General features: G+C 52.7%; 18 protein-coding genes and 2 pseudogenes. 15 read left to right on the top strand and 5 right to left on the bottom strand.

Going from position 1 to position 19,089, the window contains the following annotated elements:
* The 5 genes and pseudogenes from SPHFLASMR4Y_RS14385 to SPHFLASMR4Y_RS16935 all read left to right on the top strand — a co-directional run bounded on the left by SPHFLASMR4Y_RS14385 (nt 1) and on the right by SPHFLASMR4Y_RS16935 (nt 6,462).
* Entirely contained in the window at nt 1–1,359 is a 1,359-nt protein-coding gene (locus SPHFLASMR4Y_RS14385; RefSeq protein ID WP_089134161.1) for a dihydrolipoyl dehydrogenase family protein, read from the top strand.
* Nucleotides 1,360–2,132: 773 nt separating this feature from the next.
* Nucleotides 2,133–4,148 carry a TonB-dependent receptor gene (locus SPHFLASMR4Y_RS14380; RefSeq protein ID WP_186265952.1) on the top strand — a complete coding sequence of 672 codons (2,016 nt, stop codon included), beginning with the start codon at nt 2,133–2,135 and terminating at the stop codon, nt 4,146–4,148.
* Nucleotides 4,148–5,218: a PepSY-associated TM helix domain-containing protein gene (locus SPHFLASMR4Y_RS14375; protein WP_089134159.1), complete on the top strand. Its 1,071-nt coding sequence runs from the start codon at nt 4,148–4,150 to the stop codon at nt 5,216–5,218. The genes SPHFLASMR4Y_RS14380 and SPHFLASMR4Y_RS14375 overlap by 1 nt, the downstream gene beginning before the upstream one ends.
* 121 nt (nt 5,219–5,339) lie before the next feature.
* Nucleotides 5,340–5,543: pseudogene (locus tag SPHFLASMR4Y_RS14370) on the top strand (integrase core domain-containing protein); the annotation flags it as partial.
* A gap of 139 nt (nt 5,544–5,682) precedes the next feature.
* Nucleotides 5,683–6,462, top strand: a complete 780-nt coding sequence (locus SPHFLASMR4Y_RS16935) for a hypothetical protein (RefSeq protein WP_145955550.1) — start codon at nt 5,683–5,685, stop codon at nt 6,460–6,462.
* Between the two features lie 47 nt (nt 6,463–6,509).
* Here the strand turns inward: SPHFLASMR4Y_RS16935 and SPHFLASMR4Y_RS14360 are convergent.
* A protein-coding gene (locus tag SPHFLASMR4Y_RS14360) for an IS3 family transposase (RefSeq protein ID WP_089132006.1) occupies nt 6,510–7,861 on the bottom strand; the annotation gives its coding sequence in 2 pieces (ribosomal slippage) (nt 6,510–7,525 and nt 7,525–7,861; 1,353 coding nt in all).
* Nucleotides 7,862–7,946: 85 nt separating this feature from the next.
* Between SPHFLASMR4Y_RS14360 and SPHFLASMR4Y_RS14355 the strand changes: the two are divergent.
* The 7 genes and pseudogenes from SPHFLASMR4Y_RS14355 to SPHFLASMR4Y_RS14325 all read left to right on the top strand — a co-directional run.
* Nucleotides 7,947–8,984 (top strand): annotated as a pseudogene (locus SPHFLASMR4Y_RS14355) (efflux RND transporter permease subunit); the annotation flags it as partial.
* A gap of 65 nt (nt 8,985–9,049) precedes the next feature.
* Nucleotides 9,050–9,694 (top strand): HupE/UreJ family protein, encoded by a 645-nt coding sequence (locus SPHFLASMR4Y_RS14350; RefSeq protein WP_313906747.1) that lies wholly within the window; start codon nt 9,050–9,052, stop codon nt 9,692–9,694.
* Between the two features lie 10 nt (nt 9,695–9,704).
* Entirely contained in the window at nt 9,705–10,307 is a 603-nt protein-coding gene (locus SPHFLASMR4Y_RS14345) for a hypothetical protein (RefSeq protein ID WP_089134157.1), read from the top strand.
* 10 nt (nt 10,308–10,317) lie between these two features.
* Nucleotides 10,318–10,656, top strand: a complete 339-nt coding sequence (locus SPHFLASMR4Y_RS14340) for a DUF6488 family protein (protein ID WP_089134156.1) — start codon at nt 10,318–10,320, stop codon at nt 10,654–10,656.
* Nucleotides 10,657–10,836: 180 nt separating this feature from the next.
* Nucleotides 10,837–11,112, top strand: coding sequence for a metal/formaldehyde-sensitive transcriptional repressor (locus SPHFLASMR4Y_RS14335; protein WP_089134155.1), 276 nt, complete (start codon nt 10,837–10,839; stop codon nt 11,110–11,112).
* Nucleotides 11,109–12,068, top strand: coding sequence for a CDF family Co(II)/Ni(II) efflux transporter DmeF (gene dmeF, locus SPHFLASMR4Y_RS14330; protein ID WP_089134154.1), 960 nt, complete (start codon nt 11,109–11,111; stop codon nt 12,066–12,068). Before SPHFLASMR4Y_RS14335 ends, dmeF begins: the two co-directional genes overlap by 4 nt.
* A 21-nt stretch (nt 12,069–12,089) precedes the next feature.
* Nucleotides 12,090–12,638, top strand: a complete 549-nt coding sequence (locus tag SPHFLASMR4Y_RS14325; protein ID WP_089134153.1) for a manganese efflux pump MntP family protein — start codon at nt 12,090–12,092, stop codon at nt 12,636–12,638.
* Nucleotides 12,639–13,093: 455 nt separating this feature from the next.
* Here SPHFLASMR4Y_RS14325 and SPHFLASMR4Y_RS14320 read toward each other — a convergent pair whose 3' ends face one another.
* The 4 genes from SPHFLASMR4Y_RS14320 to SPHFLASMR4Y_RS14305 form a co-directional block, all read right to left on the bottom strand.
* A complete protein-coding gene (locus SPHFLASMR4Y_RS14320; RefSeq protein WP_145955549.1) occupies nt 13,094–13,594 on the bottom strand; it encodes a hypothetical protein in 501 nt (166 codons plus the stop codon).
* A gap of 521 nt (nt 13,595–14,115) precedes the next feature.
* Entirely contained in the window at nt 14,116–14,466 is a 351-nt protein-coding gene (locus SPHFLASMR4Y_RS14315; RefSeq protein ID WP_089134151.1) for a DUF6527 family protein, read from the bottom strand.
* Between the two features lie 5 nt (nt 14,467–14,471).
* A complete protein-coding gene (locus SPHFLASMR4Y_RS14310) occupies nt 14,472–15,869 on the bottom strand; it encodes a ThiF family adenylyltransferase (protein WP_089134150.1) in 1,398 nt (465 codons plus the stop codon).
* Nucleotides 15,869–16,963, bottom strand: coding sequence for an E2/UBC family protein (locus SPHFLASMR4Y_RS14305; RefSeq protein WP_089134149.1), 1,095 nt, complete (start codon nt 16,961–16,963; stop codon nt 15,869–15,871). The genes SPHFLASMR4Y_RS14310 and SPHFLASMR4Y_RS14305 overlap by 1 nt, the downstream gene beginning before the upstream one ends.
* Nucleotides 16,964–17,053: 90 nt before the next feature.
* On the opposite strand from SPHFLASMR4Y_RS14305, the gene SPHFLASMR4Y_RS14300 reads away from it, so the two are divergent.
* The 3 genes from SPHFLASMR4Y_RS14300 (at nt 17,054) to SPHFLASMR4Y_RS16930 (ending at nt 19,006) form a co-directional block, all read left to right on the top strand.
* Nucleotides 17,054–17,416 (top strand): helix-turn-helix domain-containing protein, encoded by a 363-nt coding sequence (locus SPHFLASMR4Y_RS14300; RefSeq protein WP_089134148.1) that lies wholly within the window; start codon nt 17,054–17,056, stop codon nt 17,414–17,416.
* A gap of 112 nt (nt 17,417–17,528) precedes the next feature.
* Nucleotides 17,529–18,776: a hypothetical protein gene (locus SPHFLASMR4Y_RS14295; RefSeq protein WP_089134147.1), complete on the top strand. Its 1,248-nt coding sequence runs from the start codon at nt 17,529–17,531 to the stop codon at nt 18,774–18,776.
* Nucleotides 18,773–19,006: a hypothetical protein gene (locus tag SPHFLASMR4Y_RS16930; protein ID WP_145955548.1), complete on the top strand. Its 234-nt coding sequence runs from the start codon at nt 18,773–18,775 to the stop codon at nt 19,004–19,006. Before SPHFLASMR4Y_RS14295 ends, SPHFLASMR4Y_RS16930 begins: the two co-directional genes overlap by 4 nt.
* Nucleotides 19,007–19,089 lie beyond the last annotated feature (83 nt).

Below are 19,089 nucleotides of genomic sequence, written 5' to 3'. Positions count from 1 at the left end.
ATGAGCAAACGAGAATTTGATCTCATCGTCTTGGGCGTCGGCATGGCGGCGGTCAATGCCGCCAACAAATGCGCGGCAAGCGGCTGGTCGGTCGCCGTCATCGATGAGCTGCCCTATGGGGGCACTTGCGCATTGCGCGGCTGCGATCCGAAAAAGATGCTACGGCGCGGTGCCGAAATTATCGATGCGGCCCGCCTAATGAAGGGTAAGGGCATCGAGCCGAACGGTATCGCGATCAACTGGCCCGATCTGGTTGCCTTCACCAAGAGCTTCACCGGCAAAATGCCCGACAGGATAGAAAGTGGTCTGGAGAGCAAAGGCGTAACCACACTTCACGGGACCGCGTGCTTCGTCGATAGGGACACTATCGAGATCGAAGGGGAAGGACTGTTCAAGGCAAACCACTTTCTGATTGCGACGGGTGCGAAGCCCCGTCCGCTCGATGTCCCTGGCGCTGAATTTCTGATCGACAGCACACAGTTCATGCGATTGGAAGCGCTGCCCAAACGCATCCTCTTCATCGGCGGCGGTTTCATCTCGTTCGAGTTCGGCCATATTGCCTCACGGGCTGGCAGTGAGGTGTGCACCATAGATCGGGGCGATCGACCGCTTAAAGGGTTCGATGCCGGCCTCGTTGAAAAGCTCGTCGCGCGCGGCGAGGAAATCGGGATCGAACTGCGGCGGAACACCGCTCTCAAATCGATCAAAAAAGACGGCGCGGACTTTGTCGTCACGATAGAAGTGGACGGCAAAACGCAAGACTCGCGCGCCGATCTCGTTGTCCACGGAGCTGGCCGGGTTCCGGCGATCGATAATCTCGGTCTGGCCGTAGCTAATATCGAGACCGGGGACAATGGTATTGCGGTCAACGCCTATCTGCAAAGCGAGTCCAACCCCGCCATTTACGCTGCAGGTGATGCGGCAGATACAAGAGGTGCACCGCTAACGCCGGTCGCCGTATTCGAAGGGAAGGTTGCCGCATCCAACATGCTCAAAGGCAATCACACCAAACCCGATTACCGGGGTGTGCCAAGCGCGGTATTTACGATCCCCGAATTGACCCGCGTGGGAATGCTCGAAGAAGAAGCCAGGCAAACCGGTCACAATGTCCGTCTTGTCGAATACGACACAGGCAAATGGTATTCCAACCTTCGCGTTGGCGAGACCTATGCGGCAACCAAGATCATCATCGATGACGACAAGGACACGATCCTCGGCGCGCATCTGCTCGGCCCCGAATATGGCGAAATCATTAATTTCTTCGGCATGGCCATTCGGCTTGGTCTGACCACTAAAGATCTTAAGCAGATGGTCGCGGCCTATCCTTCTGTCGGCTCTGATCTTGGCTCGATGCTATGACGCGAAATCTGCATCATGCTCGACAGTCCAAACCAGACAGCAACGGATCGATGACGACGGCAGCTTGCCCAATCGGTCCACTTCATGGTTACGTCTCAATCGAAGAGTGTCTGCAATAGAGTTATAGACAGACTGTCTGTTTTTGCCACGAATCCGACCCAATCGCCTTATCCGCTTTCGGCCCACTGGGCGTCATGCCGCCCTTATATATTTTTCTGCCTGACTTCCCGCGCTGCCGATCCGGCACTAGCGCTGCCCGACCCCAAACCTACCGAACAAATCACGGCTGCCTGCGAGACGACAGTCGCGTGCGATAATTCGCCACTTGTCAAAGACTTACCTGTGGCGGCAGTGGTTGGTGAGATGATTGTCCATACGCGCAGTCTCGTCGTAAAACTCAATACGGTTGGGCCGTTTGCGGCCTGTCTGCTTTAAAATCGAGAGTTGTGAAAAGCAGGCGGTCCGCCAGTTTGCAACATAATGGCAGGGCTACAACCATTCCACTCACTCGAACATATACGAAAGAAGTAAATAAGACTGTTGACCTTTGTTGCTATTGCTATTAATTCGCAATAGCACTTAGGGATTAGACAGGGAATTATATCGTGAATCGGACACCGCATTTCAAAGGCTTATCAGCTTTCGGGGTATTGCTGTTTGCCATGCACTCTCCTGTCGCATGGGCACAGGATGGCGGCGAGCCAGAATCGCAAAATCAAAATCAACGAGATGACGATGTTCGCGGGGCAGACGAATTCAAACCCGCAATTATCGTGACCGCGTCGCGCGTCAACAAACCGATCAGCGCCATTCCGAACAGCGTTCGCGTCATTGACCGCGACACGATCGACGAGCAATTGTCGGTCAGCACCAGCCTGCTCGACAGCCTCAGTTTTTCCATTCCCAGCCTGACCCCGGGACGGCAGAAGATGACCAGCAGCAGCGTTACCCTGCGCGGGCGCACGCCGCTTTACCTTCTCGACAATATTCCGCAATCGACTCCCTTGCGCAACGGTGAGCGCAGCGGATTCACCATCGACCCCGCCTTTGTCGACCGCGTCGAGGTGATTTACGGTGCCAATGCCATCCAGGGCGTGGGCGCGACTGGCGGTGTCATCAATTATGTCACCGTCGCCCCGCCAACGAATGGCGACCTGATGGCGAAAGTTTCCGCCGAAATCTCGACCGACGACTTTGAAGACAACGGCTTTCACACACGGCTCACGGGTCTGGTGGGTCAAAAAACTGGTGCTGTGGATTTTGTCGTCGCGGGGGCCTACCAGAAAAACGACTTATATTATGACGGGAACGGCAACGCCGTGGGCGTGGATCCCACACAGGGCGACCTTGCCGACACCACTTCCTACAATGTCTTCGGGAAGTTTGGTCTCGACATTGATGACAGCAAGCGGATCGAACTGACGGCCAATTATTTCAATCTTGCGGGTGACGGCGATTATTTTCGCATCGACGGCGACATTGTAGCAGGTATTCCCGCAACCAGCACACGCGGCGTTCCCGCTGGAGATCCCACTTACAATGAAGCCGTAAATCTGGCCCTGTCCTACACCGACAAAGACCTGTTCGGCGGCAAGCTGTCGCTCGCGGGATATTATTATGATTTCTACGCGCTATATGGGGGAGATGCGTTCCCGGTGTTTCAGGATGTGTCGATTGCGCCAGCGGGCAGCCTGTTCGACCAATCAGCGTTGGCATCGGAAAAATATGGTGCAAAGCTGACCTATGTGCGCGAAGATACGTTATGGAACGGGCTGCAGATCGCGGCAGGTGCCGACTATCTGCATGACGAGACCTTTCAGGAACTGGCACAGACGGACAGGCTCTGGGTGCCGTTACTGAAATTCCAGGAATTCGCGCCCTTCGTGCAACTCGAGCAGACCTTCCTCAACGAGGCCGTGCGTCTCTCCGGCGGGCTGCGCTATGAGAATGTGGCGCTGGACGTGCCCGATTTCACGACAATCGCGAGCGCCGGATCCACCTTTGTCGAAGGCTCTTCGCTGACGTTCGACAAGCTGCTCGGAAATGCCGGCATCGTCCTTGAACCGCTGGAAGGGCTGACATTTTTTTCATCCTATGCACAGGGCTTCACCATGCCGGACGCCGGCCTGGTTCTGCGTTCGGTCAACACGCCCGGACAAACGGTGGCCGATCTCATCGATCTGCAACCGGTCATTGCCGACAATATCGAAATCGGGGCGGGCTATCACAAACACGGCCTGAACCTCGATGCCAGCTATTTCTGGTCCAATTCCGATTTGGGTTCGCGGATTCAGGTGGTCAATGGCGCTGGACAAATCCGCCGGGAACGCACCGAGATTTCCGGATTTGAATTTGCTGCCGATTACCATTTCCCATCCGGCTTTGGCTTCGGTGCCAATTTTGCAAAACTCTACGGTCGCTTCGACAGCGATGGCGACAATATCGTCGACCGTGACCTCGACGGACGCAATATTTCACCAGACCGGCTGAATCTGTTTATCGAAGGTCCGATTGCCGGTGGTCTGTCAGCACGGCTTCAGTCATCGACCTTTTTTGACCGGACATTCGAAGGCGGATTGCCACAGAATGATTTTGACGGATTTACACTGGTTGACCTTGCACTGTCATACACAGGTAACGACTTTGGTGATTTCAGCCTAGGGGTCCAGAATATTCTCGATAAGCAATATATTACCTATTATGCGCAGACGGTTACCTTCGTGAATGACAGCACTTATGTATCCGGCCGTGGACGTGCGTTCACGCTGGGCTGGAAATATAGCTTCTGATGCAGCTGGTCGCGTCGATCCATCGTTGGGCCGGCGGATTAATCGGTCTGCTGCTGGCACTGCTCGGCCTGACCGGTGCGTTGCTGTTGTGGAAGGGCGCCTGGCTGCGTCTCACGGTGTCGGCGGAAGCTGTTGTGGAGACCGACCCGGCCACACTTGCCGCACTTACGCAGAATATTCTGGCTGGGCCGACCCAGGCACCGACCTCCATCGTTTTTGCCAATAGCGATATTACCCTCCACACGGTGCGCACCGGACCGGACAGCGGCTTTTATGCCGATGCGAATGGATCTGCCATGGCGTCATGGGAAAGCATCTGGGCTCGCTCGGAAATTTTCCTGTTTGATCTGCACCACCATCTGCTTGTCGGGGAAGCGGGAGAGACGGTCAGCGGCATTGCCGGACTGGTCGGGTTTGGGTTCATCATTACCGGATTGATATTGTGGTGGCCGACACGAAAGAAATTCAGTCTGCGCCTATGGCCTGCCAGAATGACAAGACCCGCGATCGTCAGGCAACACCGCGATATGGGCGTGATACTCGCGCCGTTGCTGTTCCTCACCATGTTGACCGGTGTGATGATGACGCTCAAGCCGGTCGCTGAACTTTTGCTGTCGCCTTTCTCCAGCGCAGCTGAAATGGAGTCGGCAATCGAACCGCCGAAAGTGACCGCGGGACCTGCGGATAATGCCGATTGGCCTCGCATCATGGCAGCGGCGCAAGCGCGCTTTCCTGATGCCACTATCCGTATTATCGGACTGCCGCGAAAAACGGGCGATCCCGTTTCCATCCGGTTGAAGCGGCCGGGTGAATGGCACAATAATGGCCGCACGATCATCTGGTTCGACGGAGCCAGCGGCAATCTGCTTCGGGCTAAAGATGCGCTCGCGATGCCGCCCGGATTGCAGCTATTCAATCTCGCCTATCCACTTCATGCGGCAAAGGTTGGCGGTAGGGTCTATAAAGTTGCGCAGACTATTGCCGGTTTTGCAATGGCACTGCTGGGTAGCCTGGCCGTGTGGAGTTTTTGGTTCCGAAGAAAAGCAATGCCGAAACCGATAAAGCCCTGAACGGTCGGGTCGCCACAATGGCAAGAGGATCCTCGGTAGCGGGGTAATCTACTCACCAAACGTGATCGGCGGCTCGCCGAACTCGAACGAATGGATGTTTTGGGGCAGCAATTAGTTGGCGCTGTTCCTCAGCGTGGCGCATGCCCGGGTCGAGATCGCTGCCTGGATGGAAGACTACAACCATGAGAGACCACACTCATCGCTGGCTACGCAACACCGGCGGCGTTCGCCGCTGAACTGGATAGCTTCGCCAGGCCCTATGGGCTCCGCTACGCAGCCCATTGCTCCAACCGCTCTCATGCGCAACAATGCGGCTCGGCTCTAATCCCAGCTGGAGGAAAGCTGGGGGTCACGTCACAGCATCTCGATTTGTTAGTTCCCAATACCTAGATCAAATCTGTGCCAGATTGGATCACTGCTTAAAACGTGCCTTTGTAAAGCAACTTCCTCATCCTAAGAGCTCTATGTCTATTACAGGAACAAACTTAGAGATCATTGTGCAACATTCTAGAAAACCCAAAAAAAATAAATCATCAAAGTATATTAGCCGTGCTGCAGCTCGCAATCTTCATCACGCGACGAGATTTGCAAAACAAGTTGGGGGGCAACAGTCAGCTAGGACGTATCCGAACAGCAATGTTAATGCCGAATTCGAGCTCAATATGTATGTGACGATCAATTGGGATCTTACTGAAACGGGCCATGACAATTTCAAAGAGCTGAGGAACCAGCGGTTCTGCCGGTGGTTGAGGACTAGGTGCAAGCAGTTGGAGATATGCGTGCCCCCGACCTATGTATATAGCCGCGAGCAAGACCCTGAGCACGGACACGATCATGTTCACTGGCAGGTTCATGTGCCTGAGCAATTGATCGAAGAATTTACAGATCTCGTTCCCCGCTGGATTACAAGCTTGGAAAATAAGGGAGAACCGCCACGAAAGCGGTCACAGAACCATCAACCGGCGCCCGACGGCTCAGTAGACATTCAAGTTGCTCGCAATAGTGTAGCTATCCGCAAATATTTGCTGAAGGGAATTGACCCCCGAGAAGCTTACCGCTTCGGCATCCGCAAAATGTCGTCACAGGGAACAGTCGTTGGCCCGCGGACCGGCGTTAGCCGCAGCCTTGGCAAAGGTGCGCGCGATAGAGCCAAATATAAGCCTAGGCCTACAGTTTGGATGACAGGCAATGGACGCTCGGTCCTGACATATGCTAGTGTCCGTCGTCAGAACATTTGGCACTGAAGGCTGCGTAAATTAACGGAGCATTGGTTCCATCTGGTTGGTTGATATTAAGCGGCAAGCTTGCGGTGTAGCAAGCGCCGATGTTCGATGGTTTGTTTTTTGATCCTTTCTCGTTTTTTGATGATGGCGAGTGCTCTGCCGAAGTAGGCATCGGCAGGCGTAACGTTGCCCAGGCTTTCGTGATAGCGCTGGTGATTATAATGTTCGACGAACGCCTCGATCTGCGTTTCCAAGTCCCCTGGCAGGAAGTAGTTTTCCAGCAGGATGCGGTTCTTCAAAGTCTGGTGCCAGCGTTCGATCTTGCCCTGTGTTTGCGGATGGAAGGGGGCGCCGCGTACATGGCTCATCTTCTGTGCTTCGATATATTCTACCAGTTCACCCGCAATGTAACTCGGGCCATTGTCAGAGAGCAGCCGTGGCTTGTGCATAACTGCTGCCTGGTCGCAGCCTGAAGCTTCCAGAGCCATGTCCAGCGTGTCGGTGACGTCCTCGGCCCGCATGGTGCTGCAAAGCTTCCAGGCGATGATGTAGCGCGAGTAATCGTCCAGCACCGTCGATAGATACATCCACCCCCAGCCAATGATCTTGAAGTAGGTAAAATCTGTCTGCCACATCTCGTTGGGCCGCACGGTCGGTGTGTGGAATCGATCAGCAGCTTTGATCACGACATAGGCGGGGCTGGTGATCAGGTCGTGGGCCTTCAGAAGCCTGTAAACCGTGGCTTCTGACACGAAGTAGCGCTGTTCATCGGTGAACGTCACCGCCAGTTCGCGTGGACTGAGCTCCGAACGTTCCAGCGCCAGATCGATGATCTGGTCATGCACTTCGGCAGGGATCCGGTTCCACACCCGGCTTGGAGCCGATGGCCGGTCAGCCAGCGCTTCAGGCCCCCCTTCCAGATACCGATCATACCAGCGGTAAAAGGTTCGGTGCGGGATCCCCAACTTATCCAGCGTCTTGCGCGCTGACAGATGTGATTGCTCGACGATCCTGATGATCTCAAGCTTCTCCGATGCCGGATATCTCATGCGTCGTCGTCCCCATCCGCGATCATGCTTTTTTTGAGCAGACGGTTCTCGAGGGTCAGGTCGGCCACGCATTCCTTCAGATCACGCGACTCCCGCCGCAGGTCTTTCACTTCATCGCTGGTTGCAGCACGGGCCGTGTCACCGGCCAGCCGACGTTTGCCGGCTTCCATGAACTCCTTCGACCAAGTGTAATACAGGCTCTGCGCTATGCCCTCCTTGCGGCACAGCTCGGCAATGCTGTCATCACCGCGCAGGCCGTCGATCACGATCCGTATCTTGTCTTCTGCTGAGAAATGCCGGCGGGTCGCACGGCGGATATCTTTAACCACCCGCTCTGCGGGCTTTTTTGCGGTGGAGTGTTTTGGTTTCATGCTTCGTTCCTTCGTCACTACGATGAAACCAAAACACTCCTTAATTCACAACATCAATTTGGTGACATAGGTGCTGACGGGGAACATAGTTGAGTCGATTCCTGGCGCGCAAGACACAAAGCTGGAACAGGTAACCGGGCTTCCTGTTCTGTCGGTGACACCGCACCGCGAATTGCTGGCACGCTATGGCATCAATATCAGCGATGTGCAGGATGCAGTAGCAACCGCCACCGGCGGGCGCAACGCGGGGCAGGTTTTTGAAGGGGACCGGCGCTTCGATGTTGTCGTTCGCTTGCCCGAAACCACCCGCACGGATCTCGACCAGCTTGGGCGCCTGCCAATCCCGATTACGCGCGGGGCTATCGGCGAATTCGTGCCCTTGTCGGAAGTCGCCGATATCGAGCTTTCTGTTGGCCCCAACCAAATCAGCCGGGAAAACGGCAAACGCCGGGCCGTCATCACCGCCAATGTCCGCGGACGCGACTTGGGATCGTTCATCACCGAACTGCGAACCAAGATCGAGACCGATGTCGAATTGCCGGAAAGTTATTATGTTCAATATGGCGGGACATTCGAGCAGCTTCAGTCGGCCGCTACAAGATTGCAGATTGTCGTGCCTCTTGCGCTGATGCTGATTTTCGGGCTGCTGTTCATGCTGTTCCGTTCGACCCGTGATGCGGCCATCGTATTTTCCGGAGTGCCGTTGGCGCTGACCGGAGGCGTGGCTGCCCTGGCGCTTCGCGACATCCCATTGTCAATTTCAGCAGGGGTTGGTTTTATCGCCCTGTCAGGCGTGGCGGTGCTCAACGGTGTGGTGATGCTGTCCTTCATACGCGATCTGCGGGAGCGCGGCATGGCGCTTGAAGAAGCCATTCGCGAAGGAGCCCTCACCCGGCTGCGTCCTGTGCTGATGACCGCGCTGGTGGCATCGCTCGGCTTTGTGCCGATGGCTCTGAACGTCGGAGCCGGATCGGAAGTGCAACGCCCGCTTGCCACTGTCGTAATCGGAGGAATTATTTCCTCGACCATCCTGACGCTGATCGTGCTGCCTGCATTGTATAGGCTGATCCACGGACGCGCTGAAAGAAGAGAGACGAATATGCCTGCAGAACAAACAACATGAGGAATTTTATGAAAACATCCGGATCTAAATTTTCGGTCAGAGCCCTGCTGGCCATGCTATTGTGCATGGCCTTCGCAACCACGGCCTATGCCCACGGCGTCGCAGAGGGCGATCAGGGTTACATCGAACAAACCAGCGGCCCGCAGATCATCGCGTTCCTCTATCTGGGCGCAAAGCATATGGTCACTGGCTATGACCATCTGCTGTTCCTGTTCGGTGTCATCTTCTTCCTCTACCGGATCAAGCATGTCGCTGCCTATGTGACCCTGTTCGCGATCGGCCACAGCACGACCTTGCTTGCAGGCGTCTTGCTCGGCACGAACATAAGCTCTTATGCGGTTGATGCCATTATCGGGCTGTCGGTGGTTTACAAGGCGCTGGATAATCTGGGCGCCTATCAGCGCTGGTTCGGTTTTCAGCCCAACACCAAGGCTGCGGTCCTGATATTCGGTTTCTTCCACGGCTTCGGTCTTGCGACGAAATTGCAGGAATTTGCCTTGTCGCCCGATGGCCTGTTGATCAATCTCATATCCTTCAATGTCGGTGTCGAAATCGGGCAATTCCTGGCCCTCGGTGCAATATTGATTGCGATGGGATACTGGCGCCGCACCGCCAGTTTTGGCCGCCATGCGTTCGCCGCCAACGTCGCCCTGATGATCGCGGGTTTCATGCTCTTTGGATACCAGCTTACCGGCTATTATGTCGCTTGAAAGGACTAACATGACAGATATTGGAACATCTACCCGCTCGGAGCTTCCTTCCGTTCGGCAATTGAACAAGGCAACTGCATTTGCAGCCGCTACCGCCGCAATCCTGCTGGTGACTGCCATCCTTCCTGCCGAATATGGCATTGATCCGACCGGTGTTGGCAGCGCGCTGGGACTCACGGCAATGGGCGATGGCAAGCAGGCTGAACAGCAAGCAGAAAGCGCAATCCCTGTGGGCGCAGCTATTTCGCCACAAACCGAGCCGGTTGGCGGCGAAACGACAGCCACTTTTCAGAAGGGCGAGGTTACGCTCACTCTGCAGCCTGGCGAAGGGCGGGAAGTGAAAGCGACAATGACGGCCGGCGAGGAATTTGATTTCTCCTGGTCAACCGCCAACGGCAGCAAGGTCAACTATGACCAGCATGGGGAGGTATTCGGAGCCGCTTCAGACGAATATACCAGCTATGACAAAGGGACCAAAGCCTCCTCCACCGGCAAATTTCGCGCGCCATTTGATGGCACGCATGGTTGGTATTGGCGCAATCGGACAGAAGGCCCGGTCACCATCACCGTCTCCGCCAGCGGGCAATTCTCGAAATTTGAACTGAAAGAATAGGAACATAAAAATGCGTAATTTACTAGTTGCACTTACCGCCCTGGCCACTGTTGCCGGTCCCGCCCTTGGTCACCCCCGGCACGATGAGATGCCTCAAGGCGCCGAGCGCAAGCCAATGGCTGAAACGGCCAAGGACGCCGTGATAAAGCTGGTGACCCAAGCCAAATTACCGTCAAGCTGGAGCAAGGCCAAAGCCATTCAAACCGAGGCCCGGATGATTGGCGGAACCCAGAGCTGGGTAGTGACGTTCGACAATCCTGCCATCAAATCTGCCGCCACGCGGAAGCTCTATGTGGTGCTCACAAAGTCTGGTGAGTTTGTCTCAGCAGCTCATACTGCGCCAAAATAGGCGAATTTCGATTCAGGACGCCTGATATTTTATGTAAGCAATGGTGACAACTCGCATCCTGTTTTTTTCCACCAGCGGCTCTCTTCAGCTTTTATTGCGGCCCACACAAAGTTGATCGGCCAAAAAACTACGAACACCAGCTCTTTACAAAATTCACAATATAGGGTAGCCCCCTATGCTATGTCACATACATCAGATGATAAAAAGCTTCTGGCGCGCGTCAGCCGCCTTAAAGGACAACTCGAAGCCATCGAGCGGGCTTTGGAACACAAGGCTCCTTGCGGTGAGATCCTCAATCTTGTCGCCTCGGTTCGAGGAGCCGTAAATGGGCTTACCGTGGAACTAATCGAGGATCATGTCCGAGAGCATGTCTCGAACCCTGAAACGGACACTGACGAGGAGCGGGCTCAGGGCGCAACTGATCTAATTCAGGTTATCCGGACATATTTGAAATGATCGCCTCCGAGAGTGCAACGCAAACCGGTCACGAACATGATCACGCATTTCTAGGCCAAAATCACGAGCGCAACGAGCGGCGGACCTGGTTCGTTATCGCCCTGACCAGCGTGATGATGGTTGTCGAGATTGCAGCAGGAACCATCTACGGTTCGATGGCGCTGGTCGCCGACGGCTGGCATATGTCTACGCATGCCGCTGCGATGCTGATTGCTGCACTCGCCTATCTTTATGCACGCCGCAATGCCAAAAACCCCCGCTTCACGTTTGGCACCGGCAAGGTGGGGGACCTTGCAGCTTTCGCCAGTGCAATTGTTCTGGCCTTGGTTGCGCTACTGATAGGATGGGAAAGTGTCGTCAGACTGGCCAATCCGATCCCGATCAGCTTCCCGCAGGCAATCTTCGTGGCCGTCATTGGCCTCATTGTGAATCTGGTTAGTGCTTGGCTGCTCCGCGACGATCATGATCATCATCATGGGGACAGCCATCATCACGATCATAGCCATGACCACGACCATCGTGCTGAACATCATGGCCGGGACCAAAATCTACGCGCTGCTTATCTCCATGTGCTTGCCGATGCATTGACATCGGTATTGGCGATAATTGCGCTGATAGCCGGCAGTATCTACGGATGGATATGGCTTGACCCGCTCATGGGTATCGTCGGTTCGCTTGTCATTGCGCGCTGGTCATGGGGTTTGATGCGCGATACCGGCTCAACGATGCTGGATTACAGGCAAGCGGGCGACCCAGTCTCAGAAAAAATCCGCTCGATCATCGAGGAAGCGGGAGACAAGATCACCGACCTGCATGTCTGGCAACTGGGCCCGGGACACCATGCCGCTATTGTAGCGATCAGCACGGAAAGTGAGAGATCTCCAGCAGATTATCGTGAAAGGCTAACCAAAACCGCTGCTCTTTCTCATATCACCGTGGAAGTAAATCCAGCTTAGACGGCTGCCAAAGCGCATCGAATGGAAAACCTGCTTCTCATTCTAGCTCTTGCTGTGGGCTTGGCAATGGACGCCTTCGCGGTAGCAGTTGCTCAAGGGGCTGCAGGCCATAATTCCATGTTTCACGCCACTCGGACGGGATTGGCCTTTGGCGTCGCGCAGGGGGTCATGCCATTTCTGGGATGGACTCTTGGAATAGCTTTTGTTTCGGAGATCAGCGCCTATGATCACTGGATTGCTCTCATTCTGCTCAGCGGTTTAGGCCTGAAAATGCTTTGGGAAGCGCTGGGCAGGAACGAAAGTGATGCCGCGCCCAGTCTCTCAGGATCGGCGTTGGGAACAGCTGCGATAGCAACGAGCATGGACGCCTTTGCTGCCGGCATCACGCTGCCTGCACTTGGCCTTCCGGTTTTACTGACCTGTGTTATTATTGGGACAGTTACAGCTTTGCTTTCAAGCTTGGGCGTGATGATCGGCGGAATGGCAAGCTCGCGAATCGGGAAATATGCCGAGGTTGCAGGAGGTGGCATTCTCATTAGTCTGGGAATCAAAATTTTCATCGAACACTAGTTACCTTGGGGAAAGCCAATTGATCTGAGATCATATTTTCAGTGAATCTCGCCTGCGGCTGCAAGTTTAATACGCTGAATATCAGCTTTCAGTATCGAGAATAGATCGCGGGAACGGCAACATTTGGACGCGTTTCATACCGTCGTCAATTGGGTCGATTGTGTTGAACAGGTCGCCTCTCAAAAGGCCGTGTAATTTCGCTCCAATCAATATTTGCTGACCGCGACTTTGATTTGGTATGAACATGGCGTTGATTCAATTTCGGCGCCTATAAGAAATAAGATTTCTCGCCGGGAGTTTTTCAACAAAATAGGATCGGAAGCAGACGGGTAGCTTATCGAGCTATAATGTGGCCTTTTACCCACAGCTTGCGATGCGCGGCGAGGCAATTCGACCATTACACATTTTTAGCAGCCGCGCACAGCAGCAGTTATGCACTTAGCCGAATCGACAGATCAGGATGCTTGACCTTTGCTCTTGGTCAACTCGTCATTGCATTCAGGAAACCCATATTCTAGCCACACTTGGCTTTTTTCGTCGCCATCGTCCGAAACTATGGTCAGCATAATATTTTGCACGTTATCGGTCAGGTCGTGCGTCCCAAGGTCCCAATCGCACGTATGGCTGCGAGCGCCATTGTCTATTGCTGAACAAAAGCCTAGGTCTTCTGGCCAATCTTCGTCTGAAATCTCTTCGTCTTCGAACGGTTGACCATAGAGTTGTGTCAACTCATGTTTTACCTCAGCGTAAATACGCCGGGCTTCGGATGCGGAAGGATCCTCCCTAAAGGTCTCGGACTTTCCTGTAATACTGACTAGGCCATTTTCTGGCTTCCAAATGCCCGAGTATTCTTTGAACGCCGGATGTGGCTCGGGAACGGAATGCAAGGTGACATCATAAGTTGCCATCCCACTGGGAACAGTTGAACTAGCTTCAATGCCGAACGGATTTGCCATAGTTTCAATCTCCAATACTTTCATAACTTTATTGCCCAAAGATCCATTCAAGGGTGGGCCCCACGTTTGTTATGACCGCAACCTTTTCCTATTAACGCATGCTTTCTTGCTTCTTAGACGGTTAGCCTGCCATCTAGTTAAGGGCTAAATCGGTTGTGTTGGAGGCCCCAGCCGATGCTATTGCCTTGGCTCCAACACTTCATCCGATCACGATGCCGTTCTTCTGTTAAAGTCCGTCCAAGCAGGCATAGTGGTGCTGAGGTCTGCCCAAATTACGTAATTTCGTCTAAAAAAAAGCAGTCGGCGCGGTAGGAATTGAACATGCGACACCGCTTGTGCGAGGGATTGGATTGGTTGGGATCATGAAATTGCCCTTCAGATCCGAGAGCGAAAAGCTCAACTACGGCTGCCATAGGGCGCATTTTCGGACCGACCGGTGTTGGACCCGAAGGTGACAGTCTGCCTTACCCCGTAAAGCGCCACCGCTCCTCCAGCGGCCAGCGCCTGATCTGTAAATGAGATCAGGCGCTGGCCGCTGATTCCCGGCACCAAAATATTTTGCCATTTCGTAGCCAGAAATGGGCTTTGCAACCTTGATTGCGCCAGACGGAAGGGCTGAGGGTTGGACGCCCTTTTTTATCAACCCGCAAATCCCAGCGAGGCTTTGCTTCTTCCAAAAGCATCAACTCCAACTTGGCCTTGCAGCCACACGGGCAGATCATCCCTGCCACCCATAATTCGCCATCTTCACGCGCAACGGTGAGCGTCTGTCTTGCCAAATTGGATGGCAGTTCATCGCTTTCCACATAGCGAACCGCGTAACCTCCCCTGAAAGTCCAGAGCCATGCAACAAACTTCTTCCAAATCTTCATAAATTTTACTCTGATAGAGAGGGGATGCCGAGTAGCGGTTCTCGTAGCCCGGTCGCAAACAAGGGATGCTCCTCGGTCGAGAAGCTGTTCTCTGCAAAGTGATCTTGCTCCGCCGACGCGATCGAAAAGATTGTCCGCGCATAATTGGCATTGGACTCATGGCGAAACGGAAAAGCACGAGCAATGTATTCGAGCATAGAAGCGCTGGCCGCCTGCATATTTAAAGCAATAACACTTGGTGCCTCGTGCGCGATGCCTTTGATATATCCTTCCGCCGCTTCATCGCGAAACGCGTCCGGGTCTGCTGCGGCGAGATATTCTGCTCGCAAAGATTCAGAGTTATATACCTCGCGGGTGAATAAAGTGGAACGCCCTGGCTGGATATAATCAATTCGTCCGAATGCATCCGATATGACTACACGCCCGTCGGTCGATACCCGTGTGGGAATAGTAACCCCCACATCGAACAAGGGCAGCAACATGGCTTGTGCAAGCAAATCGAGCGCATACCGGCCCTCGAGAGAATCGACGCAGCCGAAAAGAACATCACACTTTGAAGCAGCCAAAACAGCCTCTCGTTCGGAAATATTGAGCGGATATGCATTAACGGCGCAATTATCGCGGTAACTCTCAATCGCTGTTTTGAGCATATTAACTTTAAGCCTGCTTTCCTGAGCATCGGCGATGGAACTGTTCAATATCCGGTTGAGGTTCTTGTGCTCAACTAAATCAAAATCAATCAAGTTAATCTCGCCAAATCCCATTCTGGCGGCTTGCTCTGCCGTAATGGACCCTGTGCCAGATGCGCCGACGATACCAACTGAAAGTCGGCCAAGCTTATCGGTCATGCCATCACAAAAAGGCTGAACGACTGCAGGCGGATTGCTGCCTTCAATATCTTCCAACCAAAAATATTTGATATCATCGCCGACCACTGTCACCAAATCTACCATTTGCTCGTTGTGCTCAGCATCATAGATACGCGCACGAATGGCGCCATCCGGTGTCATTATCGCTGAACCATGGTAGCGAGCTGGGCTTTGTTCAGACCAGCCTGCAAAAATATGTGGGACAATGTCTCTATCGCTAACGTCATCAATGGATGAAAAAGCGAGCATGGACCCTGGATGAGAATGGATCAGGACAAGGCTCGCACCTTCATCTTCAGCACTATCAATCGCACGAGACAAAACCTCGCCGGGCCATATAATATGGTCTCTCTCTCGCGCGCTCGATGTCAAGGGAGCCAGAATATAATTATACACCAGCAATCGTGAGCGATCACCAGTTACCAGGCGGCAGAGCAATATCGCTGCAGCTTCAAGGCCATCTCCGGGATGCAAATGCGCTTGAAGTCGCTCATATTGAAAACCGCTAAGAGCCAGAGTCCATTTACGGTCCATTAGCCTACCTCGCGCACGAGAGATTCTTCAACCAAGCCCAGATGCGTTATCAGATTATCTTTTTGTGGATTCCATGGGCTAGAATGACCCCGATGACGAGACCACCGCTGGAAGCTCTGTCCTTTGATACTTTCAATGGTTTGCGTCTGGGCAATAATATTGCCCGCAGACAGCGTTAGGGCCGGATAGCAAAAAAACATATCCAACTGTCCGCCGGGATAGTTGGTCGGCACCTCGACGGCGAGATCAATCTGTTCCACATTATATCCGCTTGGCAGTATATAGGCATGATAGACGAACCAGCGCCGCGCGCCATCAATGATTGTCTCCCAATCTGCCCCCATTTCATTCAAATGCTTTTCATCAATCGGAAGCAATTTGAAATCACGGCGATATTCGGCGATAACTTCACCATTGTTAATTTCCTTGGGCGTCAAACGTAGCTTCTCAATTCCAGGTTCACGCAAATCGATAATGAAATCGAGATCAACCTGACGTTTACCGCTGGCTGATTTCAAAATTATAATCCAACCTTGGTCGGGATCAAATTCAGCCTGACGCAAGGCATCGCTGACAGAGATTTCTGGATCTACGCTCTCGATTTTTACACCTTGGACATTGAGTTTCCAGCGCGAAGATTTGGAGTAGAGCACTTCTGTTCCCAAAGCTGTCAAATCGAGCGTGTCACCTTTATTCAGAACTTCATCCACTTCAACTTCGCGGCGGATGAAGATATCGGCCTTGTCATTGACATTGCCGATCGCGCGCAATTTTTCTTCGGAAATCGAATCTTCCGGCCAGACCAGATGGCTATCATCGAGAATAAAACGAAAAAGGCAATCAGCATCAGCAATTATGAAGCGGTTGGGCTTGCGCGATGCAAGATCACAATTTTCAGCGGGCCGCCGTTCTTCCATGTCACCAGTTGGCAAAATTTGGATGACCGTCTTTTGATCCAGATCCTTAAATCCGCCAGCTTTGAGAATCTGCAACGCCGTCGGCGTATGATCGGCGACCACTACAGACCGGTAATTCAAGTCCGTGCCTGCAATTTGCAAAATATATTCGTCTTTCATGTCAATTGTCTTAGTCATTATTAAGCTCCATAAGCGATTACTAATTGCATTTATGCAATTGAATTCCTATATAGGTCATAGGAATTGTAATTGCAAGAGTGAAATTCAATGTCGAAAACAGAATTTAACAATATGGGCTTTTTTCAAGCGCTTGACAGTGAACGCACAAGCCGCAGCCTCAACTGGAAGGAAGTATCAGAACTTTCCGGTGTTAGTGCATCGACTCTGACGCGGCTTGCCCAAGGGAAAAGACCTGATGTTGACAGCTTGGCAGCGCTTGTCAGTTGGGCGGGTTTGAGCGCAGATGACTATTTGAAAGCCGAAGGTAGTTTAGCTTCGGCTTCTGGTTCGCTCACAAAAATTACCAGCTATTTGCGCAACGATCCGAACCTCAACAAAAATGGCCGGGATGCGATGATTAGCATGGTTACAGCTGCCTATATGGGATTGAAGAACACCCCGGAAGAATAGACTCGCTCGTTATCAAGAGCGCGGGTAGCACATCTCTTCTTGCAAAAAGCTAGTGCGTGGCTGATAGAATAATTCCAGTCGGAGGCAAAACTCATCTTTATTCCTAGCAACAATGACTGCTGAAATAGCGATTTTGAATCGCACAGCGGTTGCCTTGGCCGCCGATAGCATTGTGACTATCTCCGGACCAGGCAGTTCTAAAACCTACGATTCCGCCGAAAAGATTTTCGAGCTGTCGCATTATCAACCTATCGGGTTGATGATTTATAACAATGCGGAGTTTATGAATGCTCCGCTGGAGATTATCGCACGCCGCTTCAGGGAAACTCTCACCTCTGGGCAATTTGCAGCGCTAGTTCAGGTCTGGCCGGTATTTGAGACTTTCCTGCTAGCTTTTCCCCGTGAACTCGAAGACGAGTGCACGCATCTGGAAAGCCTTCTTGATGTTGAGTTCAGCCAGATGCGAGAAGCGCAGTTCAATGAAATGGTTAAGCAGCTCTCCTTTCCAAAAGGCAAAGGAACGAAGCAGGAGCCAGACGCATTTTTTCTCGACCTAGCGAAAAAGCGTCGGATAGAATTGCGCCGAACACGGATTGACAAATTCTTGGAAAGCACAAGCGAAGCGAACTTTGCAGGCAGATATGGTGATTGCGTTGAAGAAGTCGCCAAACTCGCTTTCGATAAGCTCAGCGACGCCTTGCTCAAAGAGTTGCAAGGATTTGCTTTTGATCTCGTCCGTTCATCGACCTTATCAGATGCTCATACCGGCTTTGTGATTGCAGGGCTGGGCCATAACGATATTTTTCCTTCGCTTAACCATATAAAATGTGATGGGATCTATTTTGGCGAACTCAGGGTAGTTGGAGAGAGAGAAGTCACTGATATTGATCGCCGTGGCCTGAAAGCTGAACTGAGAGCGTTTGCTCAAACCGATATGCCAGAAAGATTTATTGATGGCATTGATAGTGAATTCGAACAAAGTTTAGAAAAGCTGGTAGATAATATGACCTCTGATTTGGTCACACAGCTTTCTGGATCGGCAGACATTACCCTAACGGAAAAAATAAGGGAAACCGCAAACCAGAGTATCCGTAATGGGATCGGACGGTTGAAAAATCTCTCGCGAAAAGAGTTAAGTTCTGTAGTAGCGCATTTGTCCAAAAAAGAATTGGGTGAATTTGCATATTCGCTTGTCGAGCTCACATCTCGCAAGCGACGCTATTCCAGCCAGCAGGAAACCGTTGGCGGCCCAATTGATGTTGCAATTCTCACCAGAAACGAAGGTTTCGTGTGGGTTCGGCGTAAGCACTATTTTGATGTATCTCTGAACCCCGGATTTCAGAAAAGGAATGGGAAATGAACAAGACCCGCGAACGAAAATCCCTCATCGTCGATTTGGCCGCCAGCGGTCCTCACAAATTTACTTTCGGTTCACTTCGCCAAAGCACTCGTGAGCAACGTATGGATCGGATTGTTACCTCCGTTTCGAAAAATTTTTCTCGCGAACTCTCTGCGATAATTCAGGCTGATAAAGGCAAAGCATCAGCGCCACGACGGAAAGCTAGTGCCAAAAAAGCGGTCAAGAAATAGAAAAGCAGCTTCTTTCGCTTTAGTATACAAAATCAAAGATCGATGAACTGGTCTTTCCTGAGCAGCCTGGGCAGGCCCTTATC

Source organism: Sphingorhabdus sp. SMR4y (genome assembly GCF_002218195.1).
GTDB lineage: Bacteria > Pseudomonadota > Alphaproteobacteria > Sphingomonadales > Sphingomonadaceae > Parasphingorhabdus.
This window is presented reverse-complemented; position numbering and strand designations above follow the sequence as displayed.